The sequence below is a fragment of the Variovorax sp. 160MFSha2.1 genome, from assembly GCF_048305075.1.
Taxonomy (GTDB): domain Bacteria; phylum Pseudomonadota; class Gammaproteobacteria; order Burkholderiales; family Burkholderiaceae_C; genus Variovorax; species Variovorax guangxiensis.
The window spans coordinates 4289336-4310728 of the sequence record NZ_CP157624.1; the positions used below are offsets into that span (position 1 = coordinate 4289336).

Below are 21393 nucleotides of genomic sequence, written 5' to 3' on the forward strand. Positions count from 1 at the left end.
ATGAAAGTCATCTACAGCGACCAGCACACCGGCCACGATCCGCAGCAGTTCATCGTGCGCGGGCGCATGAAGCGCAGCAACGAGCAGCCCGAGCGCGGCACGCTGCTGCTGAACGCCGCGCGTGCGCAGGGCCACGACATCGTCGCGCCCGAGGACCACGGGCCCGGCCCGCGCGCGGCGATCCACACGCCGCAGTACCTGCGCTTCCTGGAGACCGCCTGGGAGCGCTGGCAGCAGCTCGAGGGCGCCTCCGAGGAGGTCATGCCCAACGTCCACCCGTTTCCGGGCCAGCCCTTCACCTACCCCGACAGCCTGGTCGGCCAGGCCGGCTACCACATGGGCGACATGGCCTGCTCCATCGGCCGCCACACCTGGCATGCCGCGACCTGGTCGGCGCACGTGGCCACGCATGCCGCGCAGCTCGTGCTGGACGGTGAGCGCGCGGCCTACGCGCTGTGCCGGCCGCCCGGCCACCACGCCTACGCCGACCGCGCCAACGGCTTCACCTACCTCAACAACGCGGCCATCGCGGCGCAGCACCTGCGCAGCAGGCACGACCGCGTGGCCATCCTCGACATCGACGTGCACCACGGCAACGGCACGCAGGGCATCTTCTGGCGCCGCAAGGACGTGCTGACCGTCTCTCTGCACGGCGACCCGCATTTCTGCACGCCCTTCTTCACCGGTCATGCGCACGAGACCGGCGAAGGCGAAGGCCTGGGCTACAACCTGAACCTGCCGCTGGCGCGCGGTACCGGCGACGAGGGCTTCCTGGCCGCGCTCATGACGGCGCACGCGACCATCCGCGCCTTTGCCCCCGGCGCGCTGGTCGTGGCCATGGGCCTGGACGCACACGAGAACGATCCCTACCAGGCGCTGGCCGTGAGCACCGCGGGCTTCGGCCGCATCCTCGGCGAGATCGCGCGCCTGGGGCTGCCCACGGTGCTGGTGCAGGAAGGCGGCTACCTGTCGGAGGACCTGGGCCTCAACCTCGCCAGCGCGCTAGGCGGCTTCGAGAAGGCGGCCTGATGACGCACGACCTCGACGCCGCCATCCGCACTGCCCTGCCCGAAGCGGTGGTGCTGACTGCGCCGCCCGCACCCGTTGAGACGGACTGGGCGGCGGACCTGCTGCAGCGCCTCTACGGAATGCAGGGCAGCCTCAAGCCGCTCACGGGCGAGCGCGATGCCAACTTCCTGCTGGAGCCGGAAGGCGGCGGCGCGCGCTGCATGCTCAAGCTCTCGCACCCCGACGAAGATCCGCTGGTCGCCGACTTCCAGACGCAGGCGCTGTTGCACCTCGCGCGCACGGACCCCGGCCTGCCGGTGCAGCGCCTGCTGCCCGACCGTTCCGGCGCAGCCTCGGTGCAGATCGAAGACGCCGAGGGCCGCACGCGCGTGGCGCGCCTCTTCAGCTACCTCGAAGGCCTGCCCATGCCGCAGGCGCCACGCTCGGCGGCGCAGCGCAGCAGCGTGGCCCGCATGCTGGCGCGGCTGGACCTGGCGCTGGCCAGCTTCGAGCACCCTGCCGGCGCGCGCGAACTGCCCTGGGACATCCAGCGCGCCGACCGCGTGCGCGCACTGCTGGTGCACGTGGGCGACCCCGCCCGCCGCGCGCTGGCCGAGACTGCGCTCGACGGCTTCGTGCAGCGCACCAAGCCCACGTTGCCCGCGCTTCGCCGCCAGCCCATCCACAACGACTTCAACCTCTACAACCTGCTGGTCGATACGGACGAGCCGGCGCGCGTGGCGGGCATCCTCGATTTCGGCGACATGGTGCATGCGCCGCTCGTGGACGACCTGGCCGTCGCCACCTCGTACCACATCGACGAACAGGGCGACGCGCTCGCGACCATCGCGCGCTTCGCGGCCGACTACCACGCCGTCTCGCCGCTGACCGACGCCGAGACCCACGCCCTGCTCGACCTCGTGCGCGCGCGGCTGGCCATGGTGGTCGCCATCAGCGGCTGGCGCGCGGCGCGCCAGCCCGACAACGCCGCCTACCTCATGCGCAACAACGCCGTCTCGTGGGCAAGGCTGCAGGCCTGCGCCGCGCTGACGCCCGAACAGGTGCAGGCCGCCATCCAGGCCGCCTGCCGCACCACGGAAGCCATCCATGACTGAGAAGAAAACGACCGACGACCTGCTCGCGCGCCGCGCCCGCCTGCTCGGGCCGGCCTACAGGCTCTTCTACGACGAGCCCTTCCACCCCGTGCGCGGCGAAGGCGTGTGGCTCTACGACGCCGCCGGCACGCCCTGGCTGGACGCCTACAACAACGTGGTGCCACTGGGCCATGCGCGGCCGGAGGTGGTCGAGGCCATCGCGCGACAGGCGGCCGTGCTCAACACCCACACGCGCTACCTGCACGAAGGCATCCTCGACTATGCGGAGCGCCTGTTGGCCACCATGCCGCCCGAGCTCGGCCACGCCACCTTCACCTGTACCGGCAGCGAGGCCAACGACCTCGCCATGCGCATCGCCACGGCGCACACCGGCAACACCGGCCTGATCGTCACCCGCTTCGCGTACCACGGCGTGACCTCGGCCCTCGCCTGCGCCTCGCCCTCGCTGGGCCAGTACGTGCGCGTGGGCGAGCACGTGCGGCTGGTGGATGCGCCCGAGGGCGGAGATGCCACGACGGGCCAGCGCTTCGCCGACGGCGTGCGCGCGGCCGTGGCCGACCTCAAGGCGCACGGCATCGCGCCCGCCGCGCTGCTCGTGGACACGGTCTTCTCCAGCGACGGTGTGTTCACCGCCCCGACCGGCTTCCTGCGCGAAGCGGTGGAGGCGATCCACGCCGCGGGCGGCGTGTTCATCGCCGATGAGGTACAGCCCGGCTTCGGCCGCACCGGCGAGGCCTTCTGGGGCTTCATGCGCCACGGCGTGGTACCCGACATCGTGACCATGGGCAAGCCCATGGGCAACGGCCACCCCGTCGCGGGCCTGGCGGTGCGCCCCGAAGTCATGAAGGAATTCGGCCAGGCCAGCCGCTACTTCAACACCTTCGGCGGCAACCCCGTCTCGATGGCCGCGGCCTCGGCCGTGCTCGACGTGATCCAGCAGAACGATCTGCAGCGCAACGCACTGCAGGTCGGCAACTACCTGCGCGAGCGCCTGGCCGCGCTCGGCCAGCGCCATGCACTCGTCGGCGAAGCGCGCGGCACCGGGCTCTTCATCGGGCTGGAACTCGTGACCGACCGCGCCACGCGCGCGCCGGCCACCGCGCAGGCGGCCAAGGTGGTCAACGGGCTGCGGCAGCGGCAGGTGCTGCTGAGCGCGACGGGGCCGCAGGGCAACGTGCTGAAGATCAGGCCTCCCCTGGTGTTCACGCGAGAGCACGCCGACCTGCTGGTCGAGCGGCTGGACGAGGTGCTGGGCACGCTCGGTTAGCGCCCCCGAGGGCGGCTATTTTTCCGTGGGCACGGCCACGGGCTCCGTCCCGGCCGGCAAAGACTCCACCCGCACCACCCGCTGCGGATACGGAATGTCGATCCCCGCGCCGCGCAGCCCGTCGAGGATCGCGATGTTGATCGCCGAGCGCAGGTTGTCCTTGCCCTTGTCGGGGTCGGCCACCCAGAAGTTGAGCGTGAACTCCAGCCCGTCGGGCGCGAAGTTCATGAGAAAGGCCACCGGTGCCGGGTCGGTCATCACGCGCGGCTGGGCCTTGGCGGCCTCGCAGAGGATGGATTGCACCTGCGCCACGTCGCTGTCGTAGCCGACCACGATGGTGGTCGTGATGTTGAACTTGCGGTCCGCCAGCGAGAGGTTCTCGACCCGGCTGGTGATCAGCGACTCGTTCGGCACGATGGCCTCGCGCCCGTTGCCCGCGCGGATCAGCGTGTAGCGGGTCTTGATGTCGGTGATGCGGCCCTCGAAGGTGTCGACCTTCACGTTGTCGCCGATGCGGATCGAACGCTCCAGCAGGATCACGAAGCCGCTCACGTAGTTGGCCGCCAGCTTCTGCAGGCCGAAGCCCAGGCCCACGCCGAGCGCGCCGCCCAGCACCGAAAGCGCCGTGAGATCCACCCCGACCGCCGAGAGCGCGAACAGCAGGCCCACCAGCAGCAGGAAGGCGCGCACCGCGTTCGAGGCCACCTTGCGCATCGAAAGGTCGGAAACCGCCTCGCGCAGGATGCGCTTCTCGATGGTGCTGGAGATCCACAGCGAGATCATCAGCACCACGCCCGCCGACAGCACGCCCTGGAAGATGGTCTGCAGGCTCACGCGCGTCTTGCCGAAGGCCAGCGTGATGTCGTCGAGTTCGGCCAGCACCGGCGGCAGCAGCCCCACGATCCAGAGCACCGCCGCGATCCAGGCCAGCCACGAGATCGTGCGCTCGATCAGCCTCACGAGATTGGAGGCCGGGAACACCGCCCGCAGCACCCGCGCGAAGAGGCGGATGACCGCCAGCGACAGGAACACCGGCACCGCGATGCGCAGCACCAGCACGGTCTGGAAGTCGAGCGCCACGCGCCGGGCCAGGTCGGTGAACACCAGCGCCAGCAGCGGGAACAGCAGCCCGTCGAAGGTGCTCTCGCCGAACCAGATCGAGTCTTTCGGCTGGTCGCGGCCGAACCACTTGCAGATGGCCCAGGCCAGCGCCACGCAGGCCACCAGCGCGACCAGTTCGATGCCCAGGCCGCGCGCGTCGACCTGGTTCAGCCGTTGGAGGAAGTCGTTGAAATTCATCTATTGAGAGAAGAAACGGGCGCCGACAGCGCCCGCTGCGTCACAGCGCCGCCAGCACGCGGATGTGGGCTTCCACGCTGCGCGCCAGCGCGTCGAGGTTGTAGCCGCCTTCGAGCATCGAGACGATACGGCCCTTGGAATGGCGCCTGGCAACATCGTGTATGCGGCCCGTGATCCAGGCGAAGTCGTTCTCGTTGAGGCCCAGCTGGCCCAGGTCGTCCTCGCGGTGCGCGTCGAAGCCGGCGCTGACGAAGATCATCTGCGGCTTGAATTCTTCCAGCCGCGGCATCCAGGTCGCCTCGATCATCTCGCGCACGTCCATGCCCCGGGTGTACGCCGGGATCGGCAGGTTGAGCATGTTCGGCGCCGGGTGGCTGGTGCCGCTGTACGGGTAGAACGGATGCTGGAAGAAGCCGACCATCAGCACGCGCGGGTCGTTGGAAAGAATGTCCTCGGTGCCGTTGCCGTGGTGCACGTCGAAATCGACGATGGCCACGCGCTCGATGCCGTGCGCCTCGATGGCGTGCCGCGCGGCGATGGCGACGTTGTTGAAGAAGCAGAAGCCCATCGCCTGCTCCCGGCAGGCATGGTGGCCGGGCGGGCGCACCGAGCAGAAAGCGTTTTCCAGGTCGCCCGCGATCACGGCGTCGGTCGCGGCGATCGCGGCGCCGGCCGCACGGCGCGCGGCCAGCAGGGTGAAGCGGGTGAGCGTGGTGTCGGGGTCGACCTGCGCGTGGTCGGGGCCGCCGGCGGGCTCGTCGGCCACCAGGCGCTGGTGCAGGGCCTCCAGGAACTCGACGTGCTCCGCGCTGTGCGCCCGGGTGAGCTGCTCCAGCGTGGCCAGCGGCACCTCGCGGTGCTCCAGCGCGTCGCCCACGCCGGTGAGCAGGAGGCGGTCCTCGATGGCATCGAGCCGGCCGGGGCACTCGGGATGCCCTGCGCCCATGTCGTGCTTCCAGAAGTCCCGGTGTGTGAAGTAGCCTGTCTTGCCCATGTGTCTCTATCGCCACGTCTAGACCTCACGCAGCATGGGGCCGGCGGGTCTTACGGTATCGTTTGCATATGGATACAAATATGGACGTTGCCGCAAAGCTAGCCACTTTGTTAACTCAGCTTAACACGGTGATCGTGGGCAAAGAGGCCCAGGTTCGCGACTGCGTGGCCTGCCTGCTGGCGGGCGGCCACCTGCTGATCGAGGACGTGCCGGGCGTGGGCAAGACCACCCTCGCCCACGCGCTCTCGCACACCTTCGGGCTGCAGTTCTCCCGTGTGCAGTTCACCGCCGACCTGATGCCGGGCGACCTTTCGGGCGTGGCGATCTACGACCGGGGCCAGCAGGCCTTCACCTTCCACCCCGGGCCGATCTTCGCGCAGGTGCTGCTGGCCGACGAAATCAACCGCGCCAGCCCCAAGACCCAGAGCGCGCTGCTGGAAGCCATGGAAGAGAAACAGGTCACCGTCGAGGGCGAAACCCGCCCCCTGCCCTCGCCCTTCTTCGTGATCGCCACCCAGAACCCGCAGGACCAGCTCGGCACCTTCGCCCTGCCCGAGTCGCAGCTCGACCGCTTCCTGATGCGCATCTCGCTCGGCTACCCCGACCGCGCCGCCGAGCGTCAGTTGCTGGCGGGCATCGACCGCCGCGAGATGCTGGCCACCCTGCCCGCGATGCTGACCGCCGGCGAGCTCACCGCGCTGCAGCAGCGCGTCCAACAGGTGCACGCGGCCGACGCGCTGCTCAACTACGTGCAAGACCTGATCGCGGCGACCCGCTCCGGCCGCTGGTTCCTGCAGGGCCTGTCGCCGCGTGCCGGCATCGCGGTGCTGCGCGCGGCCAAGGCGCAGGCGCTGCTGGCCAACCGCAACTACGTCGCGCCCGACGACGTGCAGGCCGTGCTGCCGCAGACCATCGCCCACCGCCTTACGCCCGCGGGCGATGCCGGACGGGGCGCCGTCGAACAGGTGCGCGCCATGATCGCCGCCGTGCCCTTGCCGTGAACCCTGCAGGCGCCCTTCGCGCGCGCATCGACGGCTGGTTCCTGTCGCGCCGCGCGCCCTCCGACACGCTGGAACTCACCCAGCGCAACGTCTACATCCTGCCCACGCGGGCCGGCTGGACGCTGGGGGCGACGCTGCTGGTGCTGCTGATCGCGTCGATCAACTACCAGCTCAACCTGGGCTACCTGCTCACCTTTCTTCTGGCCGGCAGCGTGGCCGTGGGCATGCACGTGTGCCACGGCACCTTGCGCGGGCTGGCGATGCACATGGTGCAGCCCGAGGCGCACTACGCAGGCGCCGCCGCCGTCTTCCGGGTGGTGCTCCACAACACAAGGCGGCGCGTGCGCTACGGCATCGGCATGGCGGTGCGCGGCAGCGGGCAATGGGCCTGGACCGACGTGCCGGCCGAAGGCACGTCCACCGTCGAGATCGCCTTCCAGCCTGAGCGGCGCGGGCTGCACCCGGTGCCGCCGCTCACGGCCGAAACGCGCTTTCCGCTCGGCACCTTCCGTGTGTGGACGGTCTGGCGGCCGGCCGCGCAGATGCTGGTCTACCCCACGCCCGAGGCGCACCCGCCGCCGCTGCCTCCCGGCGAGCCCCTTTCCGGGCCGGCCGCGCTGACCGCCTCGATGCGCGCCCACAGCGCCGGCGAATACGACGGCGTGCGCGCCTACCGCCGCGGCGATCCGCTCAAGCTCGTGGTCTGGAAGAAGGCCGCGCGTGCGCAGGCGACCGGCTCCGAAGACCTGGTCAGCCGCGATACCCAGCAGGCCCAGCGCGAGGAGCTCTGGCTCGATGCGCAGGCCACCGGCCTCGCCGACACCGAAGGCCGACTCTCGCGCCTGTGCGCCTGGGTGCTGATGGCCGACCGCCTGGGCGTCGACTACGGCCTGCGGGTGGCCGGCCGGGTCGTGAAGCCCTCCCAGGGCGAGGCCCACCGCCGGGCCTGCCTCGAGGCCCTGGCCCTCTGCTGAACGGAAGCGCCGCATGAACAGAGTGATGCGCGAACTCGCCTCGCTGCCGCGCGACGCACGGGACACCCTTTTTCTTCTCTGCGTGATCGGCCTGATCCTGCTGCCGCAGATCGAGAACCTGCCGTGGTGGTGCTCGTCCCTCACCGCGATGGTGCTGCTGTGGCGCGCCTCGCTGGCCGTGCAGGCGCGTCCGCTTCCCGGCCGGTGGTGGCGCCTCGCCCTGCTGGCGCTGATATTGGGCGCCACCTACGCCACCCACCGCACGCTGCTGGGCCGCGACGCGGGCGTCACGCTGATCGTGAGCCTGCTCGCGCTCAAGACACTGGAGCTGCGCGCGCGGCGCGATGCCTTCGTCGTCTTCTTCCTGGGCTTCTTCGCGATGCTCACGAACTTCTTCTACTCGCAGTCGCTGCTGACGGCCTTCACCATGCTGCTGGCGCTGCTGGGCCTGCTGACCGCGCTGGTCAACGCGCACATGCCCGTGGGCCGGCCGCCGCTGATGCAGGCCGCGCGCACCGCCGGGTGGATGGCGCTGGCGGGCGCGCCGATCATGCTCGCGCTGTTCCTACTTTTCCCGCGCTTCGCGCCGCTGTGGGGCACGCCCAGCGACGCGATGATGGGGCGCAGCGGCCTGTCGAACACCATGCGCGTGGGCACCATCGCCGAACTGGCACTCGACGACCGCATCGCCGCGCGCATCAAGTTCGAGGACGGCCGCGCGCCGCCGCAGAGCCAGCTGTACTTCCGCGGACCGGTGCTGGCGCAGTTCGACGGCCGCGAGTGGACCGCGCTGCCCTCTTGGGCACGCGGCTCGCAGTGGTCGTCCAACCTGCGCGTGAGCGGCGCCCCGGTGCGCTACGAAGTGACGCTCGAAGCCAGCAACCGCCCCTGGCTGCTGACGCTCGACGTCGCGCAGCGAGCGCCCGAGGTGCCCGGCTTCGAGGTCAGCGGCACGCCCGACCTGCAGTGGTTCGCCAGCCGCCCCATCAACGACCTCGTGCGCTACAGCGCCGAGAGCTACACGCAGTTCCAGAGCGGCCCGCTCAAGCGCACCGGCGGCCAGCTGCAGGCCTACCTCTCGCTGCCGCCCGGCACCAATCCGCGCACCGCCGCGCTGGCGGCCGAGATGCGCGCCGACCCCGCGCTGGCCCAGGCCGACACGCAGGCCTTCGTGCAGGCCGCGCTGCGCCGCCTGCGCACCGGCGGCTACAGCTACACGCTGGAGCCGGGCGTCTACGGCAACGACACCGCCGACGAGTTCTGGTTCGACCGCAAGGAAGGCTTCTGCGAGCACATCGCCTCGGCCTTCGTGGTGCTGATGCGCAACCTGGGCATCCCCTCGCGCATCGTCACCGGCTACCAGGGCGGCGAGCTCAACAACGTCGACAACTACTGGATCGTGCGCCAGAGCGATGCCCACGCCTGGGCGGAGATATGGCAGGAAGGCACCGGCTGGATGCGCGTGGACCCCACCGGCTCCGTCGCGCCGGGACGCATCGGCCAGTTCCAGCGCCTGACCCCGCAACCCGGCCTGTTCGCGGGCGCCATCGGCTCGATGAGCCCTACGCTCGCGCAGAACCTGCGCGCCGCCTGGGAGGCCGTGAACAACGGCTGGAACCAGTGGGTGCTCAACTACACGCAGAGCCGCCAGCTCAACCTGCTGAAGAACATCGGCTTCGATGCACCGAGCCTCGAAGACCTGGCCTATGTGCTGCTCTACCTGCTGGTGGCCGCCAGCCTGGCCGGTGCCGGCTGGACGCTGTGGGAGCGCAGCCGGCACGACCCGTGGCTGCGCCTGCTGGGCCAGGCCCGCGCACGCCTGGCCAAGGCCGGACTGAAGCTGCCCGAGACCACGCCGCCGCGCCAGATGGCGCAGGAGGCCGACGCCCGCTTCGGCCCCGCCGCCCGATCCGTGCGCGATTGGCTGCTCAAGCTGGAGGCGCAGCGCTATGCGCCGGCCTCGCCGCAGTCGCTTTCTGCGCTGCGCACCGAGTTCCGCCGGCTCGCCTGGCCCAGCGCCAATCCGGCAAGGGGCTGAAACCACATGTGTCGCTGAAGAAGGCCCGTGCGGGCGGACGGCACAATGGGCCCATGCGATTCCTTCTTCCCAAGCCTTCGCGCACCGCCACGGCGGCCGCAGTCCTCCTGGCCGCCTGCGGCTTCGCATGGTCCACGGGGGCCCTGGCCCAGAAGTCCGTCAACGGCCGCGCCGGGGCCGCCAGCCCCGTGCGCGGCAGCACGCCCTACGCCACGCGCGACGACGCGATGCAGTTCGCCGACGACGTCGCCGAGCGCCGCGGCCTCGACCGCGAATGGGTGCGCGCCACCATCGGCAGCGCGCGCTTCCTGCCCAACGTGCCGCGGCTGATGCTGCCGGGTCCGGTGGGCACGGTGAAGAACTGGCAGACCTACCGCGGCCGCTTCATCGACCCGGTGCGCATCGCCGCCGGCGTGCGCTTCTGGCGCGCCAATGCCGACACGCTGGCACGCGCCGAGCAGGTGTACGGCGTGCCGCCGGAGATCGTCGTCGGCATCATCGGCGTGGAAACCATCTACGGCCGCAACATGGGCAACTTCCGCGTGATCGACGCGCTGGCCACGCTGTCCTTCGACTTTCCCGATGCCCATCCGCGCGCGGCCGACCGCCGGGCCTTCTTCCGCGGCGAGCTCGAAAGCTTCCTGAGCACCGAGAGCCGCACCGCCGAAGACCCGCTGGTGCCCGTGGGCAGCTACGCCGGCGCCATGGGCATGCCGCAGTTCATGCCCAGCAGCATCGCCAAGTACGCGGTCGACTTCGACGGCGACGGCCGCATCGACCTCGTCAACAACCCGGCCGACGTGATCGGCTCGGTCGCCAGCTACTTCAAGGCCTTCGGCTGGCAGCCGGGCGTGCCCGCCATCTACCCCGTGCACTTCGAAGAGGCACGGCTGCAGAAGGCGCTGCTGCTGGCGCCAGACATCCTGCCGACCTTCAGCGCCGACAGCTTCGTGGCCGCGGGCGCGGTGCCCGAGGGCGATGGCATCAACCACAAGGGCCTGTTCGCGCTGGTCGAGCTGCAGAACGGCCTGGACATGCCGCCGACCTACGTGGCCGGCACGCGCAACTTCTACGTGATCACGCGCTACAACTGGAGCAGCTACTACGCCATGTCCGTGCTCGACCTGGGACAGGAAGTCAAGGCGGCGATGGAGCAGCAACAGGCGGCCCGATGACGCCCGAGGCGCTGCTGGCGAACTGGAACGGCGCGTGGCAGGCGCTGTGCATCGCCTCGCCCGCCAACTCGCTGTACGACGAACTCCAGCGCCGCTACGCCGAGCCGCAGCGCCACTACCACACCATGCAGCACCTGGGCGAATGCCTCGCGTGGTTCGAGCGCGAGAAGGCGCTGGCCGAGCACCCCGGCGAAGTCGCGCTGGCGCTGTGGTTCCACGACGCGATCTACGACGTGCATGCACATGACAACGAGGCTCGCAGCGCGGACTGGGCGCGGCAGGCCCTGCTCGAAGCCGGCGCCGCGGCGGATGCGGCCGAACGCGTCCATGCGCTCGTGATGGCGACGCGCCACGACGCCGTGCCCCAGGGCCGCGACGCCGAACTGCTGATAGACATCGACCTGTCGATCCTCGGCGCCGAGCGCGCGCGATTCGACGAGTACGAGCGGCAGGTGCAGGCCGAATACGCCTTCGTTCCCGATGAAGTGCGGCTGCCGCGTCGCCGCGCGATCCTTCAGCGCTTCCTGGACCGCGAAGCCATCTACGCCACGCCGCGCATGCACGAACAGCTGGAAGCACGTGCACGCGCCAATCTGCAGCGCTCCATCGCAGGCTGAGGCTTCAGGCCGGCACCAGCCGCCACCACTCCGAGCGCGCCGGCTCTCCGTTGCGCTCCTCTTCCACGATGCCGAACAGCAGCCCGTCGCGCGAGGCGCCCAGCTTCGCAAGCTGCAGCACGCGCTCCGGTTCGCGGCACAGCGCAAAGCTGGCGTCGCCCTGCCAATCGAGGCAGCGGCCGACCTCCGCCAGCATCAACGCCGGCTGGCTCTGCATGAAGGTGAAAGGCATCGGCAACCCGGCATCGAGCTGCGTCAGCCCCGCGTGCGTCGCGCCCCATGCGCCGCGCTGGCTGGAGACGCGGATGCGCGCGCCGGCCGGCAACGCCGCCTCGCCAGCGGCGTCGAGACAGCAGCGCGCGCCGTACATCGCCAGCTCGGTCCACAGGCCGACGCGGCGCGGCTTGCGGCCGATGCGGCGTGCCAGATCCTCGCGCCAGTCGGCGGGCGGCGGATGCGCCACGAAGTGAGCAACGATGCGCCACGCAGTCATGGCGCCGTGTCCTTCAACACCAGCGAGGCATGTCCGCCACCGAAGCCGGCGAAATTCAGCAGGATGTTGCGCAGCCTCTGCGGCAGCTGAGTACTGAGTTCGATGTCGAGCGAGGTATCGATCGGATAGTCGACGATCGGCCACACCCCTTCTTCGATGCAGCCGACCAGCAAGGCCAGTTCCGCCGCCCCCGAGGCGCCCAGCGTATGCCCCAGCGCCGGCTTGAGCGACACCAGCGGCGGCAGCGGTCCGAACACCTGCTTCAGCGCCTCGGCCTCGATGGCGTCGTTGACAGGGCTGCCGGCGGCCTGCACCTTGATGAGATCGATGTCGCCGGGCTGCAATCCGCCCTGCTCCAGCGCGCCGCGGCACATCGCATGCACGGCACTGGCCTCGGTGCCCGAGGGATTGCGTCCGTCGACCACGTTGGCGCCTCCTGCAATCTGCCAGCGCGCCGGACGCGAGCCCAGCCGCAGCGCCGCCACCGCCTCGCCGAGCACCAGTCCGTCGCGCCCTTCGCCGAAGGGCCGGGCGCCAGCGGGCGACAGCAGCTGCATCGCGCCGAAGCCGGCCACCGTGAAGCGGTTGCCCATCTCTGCGCCGATCACCAGCGCTTCATCGGCTTCGCCGGCCCGGATCAGGTCGGCGGCAGCCAGCACCGCATTCAGCGCCGAGGTGCAGGCAGTGGACACGGTGAACACCGGCCCCTGCCAGCCGAGCGAATCGGCCACGACGTCGGCGAAGTCCTGCAGGTCGCCGCCGAGGCGCAGGTCCTGCTTCTCGTGTTCCATGAAGCCGATGTCGAGCGAGGACGACGCCACGAAGAGCGGCGCGGTGCGATCGCCCCAGTCGCCGGTCTGCGCGACCACCTCGCGCACCGTATCGCGCAGGCGCTGCGTCCAGTCGCCCTGCCTCGGAGCCAGCGCATGGACCGGCCAGCGGATGCCGTCGGCCACGGTCACTGGCCTGGTCGGCACTCCGCCGCGCTTGAGCGACGCAAGCGCCGAGCGCATGTCGTCGCCCAGCGCGCAGGCCAGCCCCATGCCGGCCAGATGGACACCGCTCATGCCTTGCCCGCTTGCGCGAGGTGCTCTGCGAGGTGGGCGATGGAGCTCAGGGCCCGGCGCGTTTCCTTGCTGTCGGGCATGCGCACGCCGAAGCGCTGCTGGATCGTCATCGACACCTGCAGGGCGTCGAGCGAATCGAGGTCGAGCCGGGCCTCGGGGCCGAAGAGCGGCTCGTCGTCGCCCAGGCCGCCGGGCGGCTCGCCCTTCTCGACGGCTTCGAGCACCATGGCCTTGAGGCTGGCGATGAATTCGGGGGTGACGGTGATGCTCACGATGCGCGCCTGCGGAAAAGAAAAACGGCCACGACGAACATCAGCGCCGCGAACGCGACCAGCCGGCCGATCTGCGGCAGGGCATCGGCCACGCCGCCGCCGCGCAGCAGCACGGTGAGCAAGGCCTCCAGCCCCCAGTTCATCGGAGAGATCTCGACCAGCCGCTGCATGAAGCCCGGCATGACGAACTTGGGCACCATGATGCCGCCCGCCGCCGCCATCAGCACGTTGACCATCGGCCCCAAGGTCGCGGCCTGCGCATGGCTGCGCACCAGGCAGGCCAGCGCGAGCGAAAGGCTCACGGCCGCCAGGCTCACCGCCGCCAGCGACAGCAGCAAGGCGCCCCAGTGGATGCCCGCGAGCGAGAGCGCGTCGCCGCCGATCAGCGGCATGAACCAGATGCCGGCCGCCAGCATCAGCACCGCCTGCAGCGCGTTCACGCCCAGGTATGGCAGCGCCTTCGACGCCAGCAGCATGCCGCGCGAAACGCCCAGGCTCTGCAGCCGGCCGAGCGCGCCCGAGCTGCGCTCCTGCACGAACAGGCTGGACAGCGATGCCACCACGAAGAACATGCCGAACACCAACCAGGCCGGCACGTTCTGCTGCACCGAGGTCGGCCGCGGCCCGGCGGTGGAGAAACGCTCGGCATGCACCATCGCCTGGATGGATGCATCCGGCGCCGGGCCGGCCGTGCCGGGCACCGCCAGCGCAAGGCGCGCCTTGAGCTCGCCCGATGCGCCGATGAGCTCGGCGCGCAATGCGTTGAACAGGTTGGCATCGATGCCCGGCTCGGTCAGCAGCCGGATGCGCGCCTCGGTCGAGAGCGCGGCCGACTCCAGCTCTTCGGAAAGGCCGGGCTCCATCACGATCACGTACTTCAGCGAGCCGTTGCGCAGCCGCTCCTGCCAGTCGGCGCCCAGCGGCTGTGGCGCGCCATGGCCGCGCTGCCAGAGCTGCTTGAGCCACTGCGCGGGCGTCGCGGTGTCGTGCATGTCGATCGCATAGCTCAGCTCGGCCAGCGGCGGGCGGTAGATGTCCTTCAGCGTGAGCGACATCAGCACGATGAAGACCATCGGCATCAGGAACAGCGCGGCCAGGCCGTGCATGTCGCGCGTGAGGGCGATCAATTCTTTCTTGATGAGCGCGAGCAGCATGGCCGGGGCCTGTTCAGTCGCGCAGCGAGCGGTGGGTGAGCGCCATGAAGAGCTGCTCCAGGTCATGGCGGCCGAACTCGGCGTGGCGCACCTCGATGCCCTCGACCTCCAGCGCGGCCAGCACCGGCGCCGGGCCGCTGCCGGGGTGCAGGTGGATGCGCCAGTGCACGCCCCCCTGCTCCACCGTGCCGAAGCGCGAGAGCATGCCGGCATCGAGCCCGTCGGCGGCCAACGTGAGCAGCATCGCGCTCTTCGACAGTAGCTCGTCGAGCGAGCCTTCGCGCAGTACGTGGCCGCGGTCGAGGATCGCCACGCGGTCGGCAATCGCTTCGATCTCCTCCATGTAGTGCGAAGCGTAGATCACCGCCGCACCCTGCTGCGCGAGGCTCTTGATGGCGTCGAGGATGAAGGCGCGCGACTGCGGATCGACACCCACCGTCGGCTCGTCGAACAGCATCAGCTCAGGCTCGGGCAGCAGCGCGATGGCCAGGTTGAGCCGGCGCTTGAGGCCGCCCGAGAGCCGCTCGGCACGCACGGAGGCGAACTGCTCCAGTTGCGCGAACTGCGTGCAGGCCTCGATGCGCTGCCGCTTGCGCGCCGCCGAAAGGCCGCCGGCCGCGGCGAACACGGCAAGGTTCTCGGCCACGGTCAGCATCGGATAGAAGGCGTGCTCCTGCGGCGCGACCGCGATGCGCGTGGGCGCCCTGACCCGCACCTCCTTCAGCGGCTGGCCGTCGATGCGGATCTCGCCCGACTGCACCGCCAGCGCGCCCGACAGGTGCGAGATCAGCGTGGTCTTGCCCGCGCCATTCGGCCCCAAAAGGCCCAGCACGCTGCCGCGCGGCACCGCCAGCGATACCCCGGCCAACGCGGGCGCGTCGACGTGCGGGTAGCGGTAGGCGAGCTCGCGCAGCTCCAGCATCAGGCGACGGCGGCCTTCAGGTCGCGGAAGAAGCTTTCCTCCTGCTCGGCCTGCTCGCGCAGCTTCGCGGCCAGCGCGACAGGATCGACAGCCTCGCGCCCCTTCACCATGCGCGCGGCCTTGAGCGCGAAGGCGCGCCAGCCGTCGCCGATGGCGATGAGCCGCTCCGACATCTGCTGCAGCTGCGGCTTGTCGAGCAGCTGCGCCGCCTCCTGCAAAAAGCCCGCGTAGATGAAGCGGAAGCCCGCCCCGCCGGTGCCGATTTCTTCCTGCATGCGCACCAGGTGGCCGATGAAGTCCACGCTTCGCGGATCGGCCGGCGACAGCTTCTGCATGCGCGCGGCCAGCGTGCGCATGCCGCGCACGCCGACGATGGGAATGGGCGCGAGCATGGTGCGCACCGTCTTGCGGATGGCCTTGACCACCGAGGCAGCGTCCACCGCCTTGCGCTCGATGGCCTGCGGGTAGTACATGAGGCCCTTGGGCGCCAGCACGCCCTTGGCGAAGCGGGCGCGCGCGAGATCGCCGCTCGGGCAGCGCACGGGCTCCTCGAACACCGGGTCGCTGATGAGGTAGTCGTCGCCGTCCTTGCCGTACACCAGCAGGTTGTGCGCGTTGAAGTGGAAGCGCATGTTCGGCGGAAAGTACGGCAGCCAGTACACCGAGGTCTGCAGGCCCACCAGCTTGCCGTCGGCCAGCAGCGCGTCGAGCCGGCGCTGGCCGGCCTCGGCGCTGCCGAAGGTCTCGAAGCGGAAGCGCGCGGCCATCGGCGCCAAGAGGCCCTTGATGATGGCCTTGGGCGGCATGCGGTACGAGATGAGCGGCAGGCCCGACAGCTTGATGAAGGGCAGGTACGCGAACGAGAGCGCGGACGAAAGCCCCAGCGCCATGCTCTCGCTCATCGGCGCGCCGTGGTGGCGCATGAGGCTGGAGATGACGCCGCTTTCGCAATGCGCCGCCTGTTGGTGCTGGAAGTTCACGGCAGCCCCTGCAAGGTGGAAACGGGCAGGCCCAGTGCCTCGCCATAGCGTGCGAGCTGCGCCGGCGAGAGGGCGGCGAAATGGCGCGGCTGCAAGTGGCGGCGCACGCGCCACTGCCAGAAGCCGCTGGTCTGAGAGAGCAGTGCCACGTCCATGCGGCGCTCGTACATCCAGTATTCGAGCGGCGAGGCCAGCCCGGCCTTCACGCGCTCCTTCGCGACGCGGGCCTGCTCGACCAGCACGTCGACCGCGTGGCTGGTGACGATCTCCTCCGCCTCCCAGCCGCGCGAGGTGGTGGTGACCACGCGGCCCTGTGCATCGCGCGCGTACATCAGCTTCGAGTGGCCGTCGAGGGTCGCGTTGCCCTCCTGCGGTACTGCATCCAGATCCATCTCACACTCCCGCGTCCGTCAACAGTGGTTTTGGTCCAGGAACACCGCGGAACCGGCTTTGCCGGGCCGCTGGTGTTGCCCCCGGCGAGGGGGTGGGCGGCCACACGAAGTGGGCAAGCCTGGGGGAGTACCTCATGCCACCGCCTCCATGTGGATGAAGCCGCTGGAGAAACGGCCGCTCTCGGGCACGAACATCAGCAGCTTCTGGCCGGGCTTGATGCGGCCCGAGCGGAACAGCTCGTCGAGCATGATGTAAGGCGAGGCCGAGCCCGTGTTGCCCTTGGTCGCGAGGTTGCTGAACCAGCGCTCGCGCGGGATCGGGAAGCCCAGCTCTTCGAGGGCCCGGCTCACCGGCTCCACGAAGTACTGCGACGAGAGGTGCGGCAGGAACCAGTCGACGTCCGCCGGCTTCAGTCCGCGCCGCTCGATGACTTCGGCCAGCGGCTCGGCCAGCGTGGCCCGCACGATGTTCTCGTTGAGCAGGCGCACGTCCTGCTTCACTGCAAAGGTGGATTCGCTGCGCCACTCGTCGGGCGACTTGCGCGCCCAGCCGTCGAGGCCGCCTTCGGCGTTCTTCTCGGCGCCTGCGTACATGCAGGCCGGCAGTTCGTGCGCGGCCGAGGAAAGGTCGATCCAGTCGATGCGCAGCGACAGCGGCCCGCGCGGCGCGTTCTCCAGCAGCACGGCGCCGGCGCCGTCGGAGAGCATCCAGCGCAGGAAGTCCTTCTCGAAGGCCAGTTCGGGCCGCGCCTCCAGCGCCTCGATCTTGTGCTCGAACTCGGCCTCGAAGCGCGAGCCGCGCATCACGGCCGAGGCCAGCTCGGAGCCGGTGGCCACCGCGCGCCGCGCATCGCCCGCGCGCACCGAGAGCCACGCATGCTTCAGCGCGGCGGCGCCGGCCAGGCAGATGCCCGCGCAGGCCACCACTTCGAGCCGCGGCCAGCCGAGCTCGCCGTGCACCATCACCGCGTGGTTGGGCATGAGCTGGTCGGGCAGCGATGTGCCGGTGACGAGACAATCGACGCGCCCCACGTCGCCCAGCGCTCGGATCGCGCTGGCGGTGAGCTGGGCGTTGGTCATCGCCAGCTCGCCGGTGGCGCGGTCGATGGCGTAGTGGCGCGACTGGATGCCGTTGCTGCGAAGGATCAGCCGCCGCGCGCGGGACGCCTTGCCGCCGATGCGACCGAGGACGTCTTCGATGTCTTCATTGCTGACCGGGGCAAAGGGCAGGAAAGCGGCAGTACGGGTCAGGAAGACATCAGTCGTCATAGAGAGGGGTGCGGTCCGTGGCTGAGCCCGACGGGCACTCGAATTTGGCCGTCATTCTAGTCAGCCACCCCCTGAACAGAGGTCGCAGAAGCGCCTGCAGGCTCAGGCTCACGGGCACCACCGTGATGATCAGTACCAGCAGGAACAGCACGTACAGCAGCAGCAGCGGCTTGCGCTGCCATGCGCCGGGCCCACCGGCGGCCATGATGAGCTTGCCCCAGAGGTAGAAGCTGCGCGTGCCGGCCTTCTCGCTGATGAGCAGCCTGGCGTTGGCCTGTACCGCGCCGAGGCCGGCCAGCAGAGGCTGCGTGCCGCGCTCCAGGTTCTTGTGCAGCGCGTCGCGCAGCGCCCGGCCGAAGCGGGCCGTACCTGCGATCTGCCCGCTGCTGAGGCCGGCGTCGGGCATGCCCCAGAAGCCGCGCTTGCGGCCCCAGATGAGCCAGGCCGGCGTGGTGAAGAAGGTGGCGAGCGTGGGGCCGGGGTCGGTGAGCACCACGTTGTCGATGAGCCGCGCGGCCACGTCGTCGAGCATGCCCTTGAGCTTTTCCTGCGCCAGCAGCCACATGTTGCGGCAGGCGATGACCGTGACCACCGGCTTGCCCTTGAGCAGCCGGGCCGCCACCGGATGCTTGAGGAAGGCCGCCACCGGCTGCGAGGGTGCCAGGAACCACACCTGGTACGGGAGCACGACGAGGTCGAAATCCTCGTCGCCCGTCAACGAGAGCGGCGCCAGCGGCTGCGGCTTCATGTGGGCCGACTCGGGGAAGGCGTCGAAGAAGCTCAGGAAGGGCCAGGGAAAGGGGTACGGCTGCCGGGGCCGCAGTACTTCCTCGTGCACCTGTATGGCCGGGTCCGCCTTCAGCGGCGCGACGATCCGGTCGGCGACCTCGTCGAGCTGGCCGGACTGCGAATAGCGCAGGACGAGGACGCGCTTGACGCTCGAAGACGTTTCGGAAGGGCTGGAAAGGCTGGAATTCACTGGCTCGGTCATTTCGGGGGCCGTCGAATGTAAGCGAAGCACCCTGCAAACGCATCTGCCATTGGTCATGGCGTCGCATCAATCAGACGCTCGAAGCGGTCAAATTGCGATCAAACGACGGTCGAGCGGCCGGCAATGCGGAAAAGGGCACAAAAAAAGGGCCGCGCCTCGCGGCACGGCCCTGTCTGCAGCAGAGTGCTGGGGTAGCCCGGCGCTCAGCGCACCTTGCCTTCCTTCCAGGCGGTCAGCAGCTTGTTGTAGTCGATGGTCTCGCCCTTCGGCTTCTCGTTGGCCAGCTTCTTCCACGGGGCGTGGTCGTCGCTCAGGTACTTGGCCGGGTCGCCCTTCGGGTTGAGCTTGGGCGCGCACTTGGCCATGCCTGCGCGTTCCAGGCGGGCCATCACGTTGTCCATCTCGTCGGCCAGGTTGTCCATGGCCTTCTGCGGGGTCTTCTCGCCCGTCACGGCCTCGGCCACGTTCTTCCACCACAGCTGGGCCAGCTTGGGGTAGTCGGGCACGTTGGTGCCGGTCGGGGTCCAGGCCACGCGCGCGGGGCTGCGGTAGAACTCGATCAGGCCGCCGTACTTGTTGGCGTTCTGGGTGAAGTAGTCCGAGCGGATGTCGCTGTCGCGGATGAAGGTCAGGCCGGTGATCGACTTCTTCAGCGAGGTGGTCTTGGCGGTGATGAACTGCGCGTAGAGCCATGCGGCGGCCGTCTTGTTGGCGTCATGGCCCTTGAAGAAGGTCCACGAGCCCACGTCCTGGTAGCCGTTCTGCATGCCCTGCTTCCAGTACGGGCCGTTCGGGCCGGGGGCCATGCGCCACTTGGGCGAGCCGTCCTCGTTCACCACGGGCAGGCCCTTCTTGGTCATGTCGGCGGTGAAGGCCGTGTACCAGAAGATCTGCTGGGCGATCTGGCCCTGCGCGGGCACCGGGCCGGCTTCGCCGAAGGTCATGCCCATGGCTTCCTTGGGCGCGTACTTCTTCATCCAGTCGATGTACTTGGTCAGCGCGTACACGGCGGCCGGCGAGTTGGTGGCGCCGCCACGGGCCACGGAGGCGCCGGTGGGCGTGCACTTGTCGGCAGCCACGCGAATGCCCCACTCGTCGATCGGCATGCCGTTGGGGATGCCCTTGTCGGCCGCGCCGGCCATCGACAGCCAGGCGTCGGTGAAGCGCCAGCCCAGCGACGGGTCCTTCTTGCCGTAGTCCATGTGGCCGTAGATCGGCTTGCCGTCGATGGTCTTCACGTCGGTGCTGAAGAACTCGGCGATGTCCTCGTAGGCGCTCCAGTTCAGCGGCACGCCCAGGTCGTAGCCGTACTTGGCCTTGAACTTGTCCTGCAGGTCCTTGCGCGCGAACAGGTCGGCGCGGAACCAGTACAGGTTGGCGAACTGCTGGTCGGGCAGCTGGTAGAGCTGGCCGTCGGGCGCGGTGGTGAAGCTGGTGCCGATGAAGTCTTTGAGGTCGAGGCCGGGGTTGGTGAACTCCTTGCCCGCGCCGCCCATGTACTCGGTCAGCGACATGATCTTGCCGTAGCGGTAGTGCGTGCCGATCAGGTCGGAGTCGGACACCCAGCCGTCGTAGATCGACTTGCCCGATTGCATCGAGGTCTGCAGCTTCTCGACGACGTCGCCTTCCTGGATCAGGTCGTGCTTGACCTTGATGCCGGTGATTTCCTCGAAGGCCTTGGCCAGCGTCTTCGATTCGTACTCGTGTGTGGTCAGGGTCTCGGAGACGACGGAGATCTCCTTCACGCCCTTGGCCTGCAGCTTCTTGGCTGCCTCGATGAACCACTTCATTTCCTCCATCTGCTTGTCCTTGGACAAGGTCGATGGCTGGAACTCGCTGTCGATCCACTTCTTGGCTTCGGCCTCGCCGGCCGTTGCCGCACCATGCGCGGCGAACATCGCCGCCGCAAGTGCCAATGCCGTGTAGCGCATCTTCATGGAACTGTCTCCTCGGTTGTTGCTTCCCCGGTGTTGTGTCCGATCACGGCTCCGGGGAGGCGGAGAGCCGGAACGCTTCTGGAAGAAGGAAAAAATGCGGTGCCCGCTCAGCCCTTGCGCATGACCAGCGCGAGCAGGCCCATCGACAGCACGAAGCTGATCCACACCGAGGGCTCGGCCTCGAGACTGAACCATTCCTGGAACTTGCCCGCCAGGCCGACGAAGACCAGGTTGACGTAGGCCGCCGACAGCAGCCCGATGAAGAGCCTGTCGCCGCGCGTGGTGGCCATCGGCAGCCAGCCGCGCCGCAGCGTGGTGGGCGACTTCAATTCCCAGATCGTCATGCCGACCAGCATCAACGCGATGCAGACGAAGAACACGGCCACCGGAGTGGTCCAGACCATCCAATCGAACATTTCCGTGCCTCC

21 protein-coding genes are annotated in these 21393 nt (G+C 69.5%); 8 read left to right on the forward strand and 13 right to left on the reverse strand.

What is annotated here, in order from left to right; genetic code table 11:
- The 3 genes from ABL838_RS19495 to ABL838_RS19505 are packed head-to-tail and all read left to right on the forward strand — an operon-like array spanning window position 1 to window position 3390.
- Window positions 1-1029, forward strand: coding sequence for a histone deacetylase family protein (locus tag ABL838_RS19495; RefSeq protein ID WP_418116988.1), 1029 nt, complete (start codon window positions 1-3; stop codon window positions 1027-1029).
- Window positions 1029-2123: a phosphotransferase gene (locus tag ABL838_RS19500; protein WP_418121540.1), complete on the forward strand. Its 1095-nt coding sequence runs from the start codon at window positions 1029-1031 to the stop codon at window positions 2121-2123. The genes ABL838_RS19495 and ABL838_RS19500 overlap by 1 nt, the downstream gene beginning before the upstream one ends.
- The gene (locus tag ABL838_RS19505) at window positions 2116-3390 is read left to right on the forward strand and encodes an aspartate aminotransferase family protein (RefSeq protein WP_418121541.1); all 1275 of its coding nucleotides are present in this window, start codon (window positions 2116-2118) and stop codon (window positions 3388-3390) included. The genes ABL838_RS19500 and ABL838_RS19505 overlap by 8 nt, the downstream gene beginning before the upstream one ends.
- A gap of 15 nt (window positions 3391-3405) precedes the next feature.
- Here the strand turns inward: ABL838_RS19505 and ABL838_RS19510 are convergent, their stop codons facing one another.
- Both ABL838_RS19510 and ABL838_RS19515 read right to left on the reverse strand, forming a co-directional pair.
- Window positions 3406-4689: a mechanosensitive ion channel family protein gene (locus ABL838_RS19510; RefSeq protein ID WP_418121542.1), complete on the reverse strand. Its 1284-nt coding sequence runs from the start codon at window positions 4687-4689 to the stop codon at window positions 3406-3408.
- Window positions 4690-4729: 40 nt separating this feature from the next.
- Window positions 4730-5683: a histone deacetylase family protein gene (locus ABL838_RS19515; RefSeq protein ID WP_369661680.1), complete on the reverse strand. Its 954-nt coding sequence runs from the start codon at window positions 5681-5683 to the stop codon at window positions 4730-4732.
- 80 nt (window positions 5684-5763) lie between these two features.
- On the opposite strand from ABL838_RS19515, the gene ABL838_RS19520 reads away from it, so the two are divergent.
- The 5 genes from ABL838_RS19520 to ABL838_RS19540 are packed head-to-tail and all read left to right on the forward strand — an operon-like array spanning window position 5764 to window position 11488.
- Window positions 5764-6684: an AAA family ATPase gene (locus ABL838_RS19520; protein WP_418121543.1), complete on the forward strand. Its 921-nt coding sequence runs from the start codon at window positions 5764-5766 to the stop codon at window positions 6682-6684.
- Window positions 6681-7658: a DUF58 domain-containing protein gene (locus ABL838_RS19525; RefSeq protein WP_369661679.1), complete on the forward strand. Its 978-nt coding sequence runs from the start codon at window positions 6681-6683 to the stop codon at window positions 7656-7658. The genes ABL838_RS19520 and ABL838_RS19525 overlap by 4 nt, the downstream gene beginning before the upstream one ends.
- Window positions 7659-7671: 13 nt before the next feature.
- A complete protein-coding gene (locus ABL838_RS19530) occupies window positions 7672-9696 on the forward strand; it encodes a transglutaminaseTgpA domain-containing protein (protein ID WP_418121544.1) in 2025 nt (674 codons plus the stop codon).
- Between the two features lie 53 nt (window positions 9697-9749).
- Window positions 9750-10871, forward strand: a complete 1122-nt coding sequence (gene mltB, locus ABL838_RS19535; protein WP_418121545.1) for a lytic murein transglycosylase B — start codon at window positions 9750-9752, stop codon at window positions 10869-10871.
- Window positions 10868-11488, forward strand: a complete 621-nt coding sequence (locus ABL838_RS19540; RefSeq protein ID WP_418121546.1) for an N-methyl-D-aspartate receptor NMDAR2C subunit — start codon at window positions 10868-10870, stop codon at window positions 11486-11488. Before mltB ends, ABL838_RS19540 begins: the two co-directional genes overlap by 4 nt.
- A gap of 4 nt (window positions 11489-11492) precedes the next feature.
- On the opposite strand, the gene ABL838_RS19545 is transcribed toward ABL838_RS19540, so the two are convergent.
- The 11 genes from ABL838_RS19545 to ABL838_RS19595 all read right to left on the reverse strand — a co-directional run bounded on the left by ABL838_RS19545 (window position 11493) and on the right by ABL838_RS19595 (window position 21381).
- Window positions 11493-11981, reverse strand: coding sequence for a hypothetical protein (locus ABL838_RS19545; RefSeq protein ID WP_418121547.1), 489 nt, complete (start codon window positions 11979-11981; stop codon window positions 11493-11495).
- Window positions 11978-13048, reverse strand: coding sequence for a beta-ketoacyl synthase N-terminal-like domain-containing protein (locus tag ABL838_RS19550; protein WP_418121548.1), 1071 nt, complete (start codon window positions 13046-13048; stop codon window positions 11978-11980). The genes ABL838_RS19545 and ABL838_RS19550 overlap by 4 nt, the downstream gene beginning before the upstream one ends.
- Entirely contained in the window at window positions 13045-13320 is a 276-nt protein-coding gene (locus tag ABL838_RS19555) for an acyl carrier protein (protein ID WP_418121549.1), read from the reverse strand. The genes ABL838_RS19550 and ABL838_RS19555 overlap by 4 nt, the downstream gene beginning before the upstream one ends.
- The gene (locus ABL838_RS19560) at window positions 13317-14474 is read right to left on the reverse strand and encodes an ABC transporter permease (RefSeq protein ID WP_418121550.1); all 1158 of its coding nucleotides are present in this window, start codon (window positions 14472-14474) and stop codon (window positions 13317-13319) included. The genes ABL838_RS19555 and ABL838_RS19560 overlap by 4 nt, the downstream gene beginning before the upstream one ends.
- A 13-nt stretch (window positions 14475-14487) precedes the next feature.
- On the reverse strand, window positions 14488-15396 hold the full coding sequence (locus ABL838_RS19565) for an ABC transporter ATP-binding protein (RefSeq protein ID WP_418121551.1): 909 nt from the start codon (window positions 15394-15396) through the stop codon (window positions 14488-14490).
- Entirely contained in the window at window positions 15396-16376 is a 981-nt protein-coding gene (locus tag ABL838_RS19570; RefSeq protein WP_418121552.1) for a BtrH N-terminal domain-containing protein, read from the reverse strand. Before ABL838_RS19570 ends, ABL838_RS19565 begins: the two co-directional genes overlap by 1 nt.
- On the reverse strand, window positions 16373-16768 hold the full coding sequence (locus tag ABL838_RS19575; RefSeq protein ID WP_126021798.1) for a hypothetical protein: 396 nt from the start codon (window positions 16766-16768) through the stop codon (window positions 16373-16375). Before ABL838_RS19575 ends, ABL838_RS19570 begins: the two co-directional genes overlap by 4 nt.
- Before the next feature lie 132 nt (window positions 16769-16900).
- Entirely contained in the window at window positions 16901-18037 is a 1137-nt protein-coding gene (locus tag ABL838_RS19580) for a beta-ketoacyl-ACP synthase III (protein WP_184641255.1), read from the reverse strand.
- Window positions 18027-19028, reverse strand: coding sequence for a dialkylrecorsinol condensing enzyme (locus ABL838_RS19585; protein ID WP_418121553.1), 1002 nt, complete (start codon window positions 19026-19028; stop codon window positions 18027-18029). Before ABL838_RS19585 ends, ABL838_RS19580 begins: the two co-directional genes overlap by 11 nt.
- A gap of 203 nt (window positions 19029-19231) precedes the next feature.
- Window positions 19232-20965 (reverse strand): ABC transporter substrate-binding protein, encoded by a 1734-nt coding sequence (locus ABL838_RS19590; protein ID WP_126021795.1) that lies wholly within the window; start codon window positions 20963-20965, stop codon window positions 19232-19234.
- Window positions 20966-21072: 107 nt separating this feature from the next.
- Window positions 21073-21381, reverse strand: coding sequence for a DUF2160 domain-containing protein (locus tag ABL838_RS19595; protein WP_126021794.1), 309 nt, complete (start codon window positions 21379-21381; stop codon window positions 21073-21075).
- Between the last annotated feature and the right edge of the window lie 12 nt (window positions 21382-21393).